The sequence below is a fragment of the Brevirhabdus sp. genome, from assembly GCF_052826345.1.
This window is the reverse complement of sequence record NZ_JBRBUA010000078.1, coordinates 1-4,220: the sequence shown is the minus strand read 5'-3', so window position 1 is coordinate 4,220 and position 4,220 is coordinate 1. Positions and strand designations below refer to the sequence as shown.

General features: G+C 67.8%; 5 protein-coding genes and 1 tRNA gene. 3 read left to right on the top strand and 3 right to left on the bottom strand.

All coding sequences use genetic code 11. From position 1 onward, the window contains the following. A partial coding sequence (locus ACU0BR_RS09580) for a glutamine synthetase beta-grasp domain-containing protein (protein ID WP_446156613.1) occupies positions 1 to 706 on the bottom strand: 706 nt, incomplete at its 3' end. Positions 707 to 769: 63 nt separating this feature from the next. Next, a complete protein-coding gene (locus tag ACU0BR_RS09575) occupies positions 770 to 1,108 on the bottom strand; it encodes a P-II family nitrogen regulator (protein WP_446156612.1) in 339 nt (112 codons plus the stop codon). Between the two features lie 171 nt (positions 1,109 to 1,279). On the opposite strand from ACU0BR_RS09575, the gene ACU0BR_RS09570 reads away from it, so the two are divergent. Continuing rightward, complete coding sequence (locus tag ACU0BR_RS09570; RefSeq protein WP_446156611.1) at positions 1,280 to 2,854, top strand: NAD(P)H-hydrate dehydratase; 1,575 nt, start codon at positions 1,280 to 1,282, stop codon at positions 2,852 to 2,854. 145 nt (positions 2,855 to 2,999) lie between these two features. On the opposite strand, the gene ACU0BR_RS09565 is transcribed toward ACU0BR_RS09570, so the two are convergent. Beyond that, a complete protein-coding gene (locus ACU0BR_RS09565) occupies positions 3,000 to 3,596 on the bottom strand; it encodes a Hint domain-containing protein (RefSeq protein WP_446156610.1) in 597 nt (198 codons plus the stop codon). Positions 3,597 to 3,866: 270 nt separating this feature from the next. On the opposite strand from ACU0BR_RS09565, the gene ACU0BR_RS09560 reads away from it, so the two are divergent. Together ACU0BR_RS09560 and ACU0BR_RS09555 are read left to right on the top strand one after the other, a co-directional pair. Further along, a tRNA-Leu gene (locus tag ACU0BR_RS09560) sits at positions 3,867 to 3,951 on the top strand. Positions 3,952 to 4,092: 141 nt separating this feature from the next. After that, positions 4,093 to 4,220, top strand: a 128-nt coding sequence (locus tag ACU0BR_RS09555) for a trigger factor (protein WP_446156614.1), incomplete at its 3' end; no start/stop codon positions are given.

Genomic DNA, 4,220 nt, shown 5'->3' with positions numbered 1-4,220 from the left:
GGATGTTGTCGGCCTGTTCGGTCAACGTGCCGAAGATCATGCCGAGTTCATGCTGGCAGGACGCGACTTCGTGGTGGTGCTTGTCCACCTTCATGCCCATCCGCTTCATCGTCGACAGCATCTCGGAACGCAGATCCTGCGCCGAGTCGGTCGGGTTCACCGGGAAGTAGCCGCCCTTGAGCCCCGGGCGGTGGCCCGAGTTGCCCATTTCGTACTCAGCGTCGGTGTTCCAGGAGGCATCGACCGCGTCGACCTCATAGGACACCTTGTTGATCGAGGTGGAGTAGCGCACGTCGTCGAACAGGAAGAACTCGGCCTCCGGGCCGAAGAAGGCGGTGTCGCCGATGCCCGAGGACACCAGGTAGGCCTCGGCCTTTTCGGCGGTGCCGCGCGGGTCGCGGTCATAGGCCTCGCCGGTGTCGGGTTCCGCGACGGTGCAGTGGATGCACAGCGTGCGCTCGGCGTAAAACGGATCGATGTAGACGCTGGTGGTGTCGGGCATCAGCTTCATGTCGGACTGGTCGATAGACTTCCAGCCGGCGATGGAGGAGCCGTCGAACATGAAGCCCTCCTCGAAGAACTCCTCGTCGATCTCGTCCTTGATTAGGGTCACGTGCTGCAACTTGCCGCGCGGGTCGGTGAAGCGGACGTCGAGATATTCGATCTCCTCGTCCTTCATCAGCTTGAGAACGTCAGATGTGCTCATTTTGACGGTCATCCTTTATCAGTTGTTTGCTTGTGTCATGGGCGCGCCGGGTCATGGCGTTGGCTAGAGCGCGTCTTCGCCCGATTCATTGGTGCGGATGCGAATGGCCTGCTCGACCGGCGAGACGAAGATCTTGCCGTCGCCGATCTTGTCGGTCTTCGCGGCCTCGACGATGGCCTGGATCGCGCCATCGACCTGATCGTCGCTCAGCACCACCTCGATCTTCACCTTGGGCAGGAAGTCGACGACATATTCAGCGCCGCGGTACAGTTCGGTATGGCCCTTCTGGCGGCCGAACCCCTTGACCTCGACCACGCTGAGGCCCTGAACGCCGACATCCTGAAGCGCTTCTTTGACCTCATCCAGTTTGAACGGCTTGATGATGGCTTCGATTTTCTTCATTGGCGCGACTCCTTCGCTTGGGTCTTCGCAGGTGTCTGACCACTTTCGCGCGGCCGCGACAATTGACTAGGGTTTGCGAGGGGGGCACGGCCCCGCGATTCGAGCGATCGTGCCCAAATTATGCGCAACATGCCTAAATTTTGCGCAGCTTGATGAGCTGGGGAGCGGGACATGCAGGAGGTGCTGAGCGCGGCGCAGATGCGGGCAGTCGAGCAGGCGGCCATCGCGCGCGGCGAGGTCAGTGCCGCGACGCTGATGGATCGCGCCGGCGCGCGCGTGCTCGAGGCCATCCTGCGGCGCTGGCCCGATTGGCGCGAGGCGTCGGCCCGCGCCGTGGTGCTTTGCGGTCCCGGCAACAACGGCGGCGACGGTTTCGTGGTGGCGCGCCTGCTGCACGCGCGCGGCTGGGCGGTGGATCTCTATCTGCTGGGGGCAGAACAAGCGCTGCGCGGTGCGGCGGGTGCCGCTCAGAGGGCGTGGCGCGATGCGGGCGGGGCGGTCCGCGCCGCCGCGACGGCGCAAACGGCCAAGGATCTGCGTGCCACGGGGGCGGCGCTGTTCGTCGATGCGGGCTTCGGCACCGGCCTGTCGCGCCCGCTGCCCGCGGCCATGGCGCCTTTCGTGCGGTATTCGTCGGACTGGCGGCACAGGGATCGTGCCCTGCGGGCGAGCGTGTCGGTGGATCTGCCGTCCGGGGTGAACAGTGACAGCGGCCATGTGCCGGGGGGTGCGGTGGATGCCACGCTCTGCGTTGCGTTCCACCGGGCGAAGCTGGGGCATTATCTGCTTGGCCCCGAGGGGAAGGGCGGCGCGTGCCACGCGGCGGCGCTGGAGGTCTGCGACATCGGCCTGTCGGGGGCGCCCTCCGATGCGGTCTGCCTGGGCGCGCCGGTGACGCTGGCGCCGATGCCGCGGGGGCTGGGCAAGGCGTGGGGGCATAAATACGACAGCGGGCATTTGCTGGTCTTGTCCGGCGGGGCCGCGCGCGGGGGGGCGGCGCGGCTGGCGGCGCGCGCCGGATTGCGGATGGGCGCTGGGCTGGTGACGCTGGCCGCCCCGCGCGATGCGCTGGCCGAAAACGCGGCGCAGCTGACCTCGGTCATGCTGGTGGCCTGCGAAGGCGCCGCGCAGCTGACGGAGATGCTGCGCGACGATCCGCGCTTGAGTGCCCTCTGCCTGGGTCCGGGGTTGCCGGTGGACGGCGACACGCGTGCGCTGGTTCGCGCCGCGCTGGCCGAAGGGCGCCCCGCGGTGCTGGACGCCAGCGCGATAAGCGCCTTTGCCGATTGCCCCGAAGCGCTGTTCGAGCGCCTGGGCGAAGAGGTGGTTCTGACCCCGCATCAAGGCGAATTCGCCCGGCTTTTCCCCGATCTGGCGCAGGCGATGCAGGCGGTGGAAACACACGCGCCCCTGTCCAAGCCGGAGGCCGTCCGGCGCGCCGCGGCGCGATCGGGCGCCACGATCCTGCTGAAAGGCCCCGACACGGTGATCGCAGCCCCGGATGGCCGATGCGCGCTGAACGCGGCGGTGCGCGCGCGGGCCGCGCCCTGGCTCGCGACCGCGGGGACGGGCGATGTGCTGGCGGGAATGATCGCGGGGTTGCTGGCGCGCGGCATGACCGGCTTTGCCGCGGCGCAGGCGGCAAGCCGGCTGCATGTGGATGCCGCGCTATCCTTCGGCCCCGGTTTGATCGCGGAGGATCTGCCGGAGGAGATCCCGAAGGTCCTGCGCGGGCTGTGCGGCTGAGCGCGCCTGTTCGTGTCGGCGCCGCGGCGGGCCCGTGCAGGAGCGGCGGGCACCGCGCAGGAGCGGCGGGCACCGTGCAGGAAATGAGTATTTGAACCGGGAAGAAGCCGCAGGGGCCCGGCTGCGCGGACGTCGCGATACGCTGTCAGGCAGGTTCGCGCGGCTGCGCGGGGTCGTGAAGCCTGCTGGGTGCCAGCGGGGCGCATAGCACCTCGACCCCGTCGGCATAGAGGATATGGCCGCCGCCCAGATCGAGCCGGAACAGAATATGGTCGTCGGTTTGGGGCGCCTGCCGGATCTGTCGGCCGTCGATGAACGCTGCGGCGGGCAGGGGGATGCAGGATCTGCCGCTCAGCGCCTGTGCCCTCGCGCCGCGCAGCAGGACGGGCTGGGTCGGTAGCAGCAGCAGCGGCGCGCCGGGGCTGTTGCACCCGAGGGCCCCGCGATCCACCTGAACCGGGGCCAGGGGGATGTGTCGGTATCGTATCGAGCGAAGTTCGCGCGCCCCCGCGTCGCGGGTGATGAGGCGGTCGCCCGGCATCAGGAATTCGACCGGCAGCACGCCGTCGGACGTGTAGACATGGGTGCCGAGGAGAAGGCCGGACAGGGTGCCGGACCCCGGCGCCGGGTCGGGCCGCCGGCCGGGGCGCGCGTCTGCCGCGGCTGCGGTGACGAATGCGCCGGGGGGCGTGGCCGCGCCGCGACGGGATTTGCCCCCGCGGCGGCAGGTGTCATTGGGCATGGGTCTGCGCGATCTGCCTGCCACTGTTGTCGTCCCGATCCTATCCGACACGCCCGTTCTGGCGGTGTCGGGAAAAGCCTAGCCGGTGGCGCGTTGCTAATACGTTAATGGCGCCATACATCGCAGCAACAATTCGCCATCTTGTTGATCCGAAGCCTTTTATCGCGCGCTCTGGCCGGTGGCATTTTCCGCTCGCACCGCGTGGGCGGCTTTGCTAGACAGCGAAGGTCCGGCCTTTGGCGCCATGGTTTCAAGGCGCGGCGGATGCGTGCGGGTGTGGCGGAACTGGTAGACGCACCAGATTTAGGTTCTGGCGCCGCGAGGCGTGGGGGTTCAAGTCCCTTCACCCGCACCAATCCGATCCTCTCCGTGGGCCACAGGCGCGCGGACGGCATTTCGCCTTGCATGGTCGCCCCACCGCCAATAGAAGATCGACTGATTTTGAAATCCAGCCGCGCGCGGGCCGTAGCCGCGTGCGCCGACCATGGGGAAAAGCATGCAGGTCACCGAGACCCTGAACGAAGGCCTGAAGCGGGGCTATACCATCACCGTCACCGCCGATGAGCTGAACGCGAAAGTCAATGAAAAACTGACCGAGGCGCAACCCGAAGTCGAGATGAAGGG

Coding starts and splice junctions, on each gene's coding strand:
- ACU0BR_RS09565 (WP_446156610.1), bottom strand. CDS start 3,596: ATGCCCAATGACACCTGCCGCCGCGGGGGCAAATCCCGTCGCGGCGCG.
- ACU0BR_RS09570 (WP_446156611.1), top strand. CDS start 1,280: ATGCAGGAGGTGCTGAGCGCGGCGCAGATGCGGGCAGTCGAGCAGGCG.
- ACU0BR_RS09575 (WP_446156612.1), bottom strand. CDS start 1,108: ATGAAGAAAATCGAAGCCATCATCAAGCCGTTCAAACTGGATGAGGTC.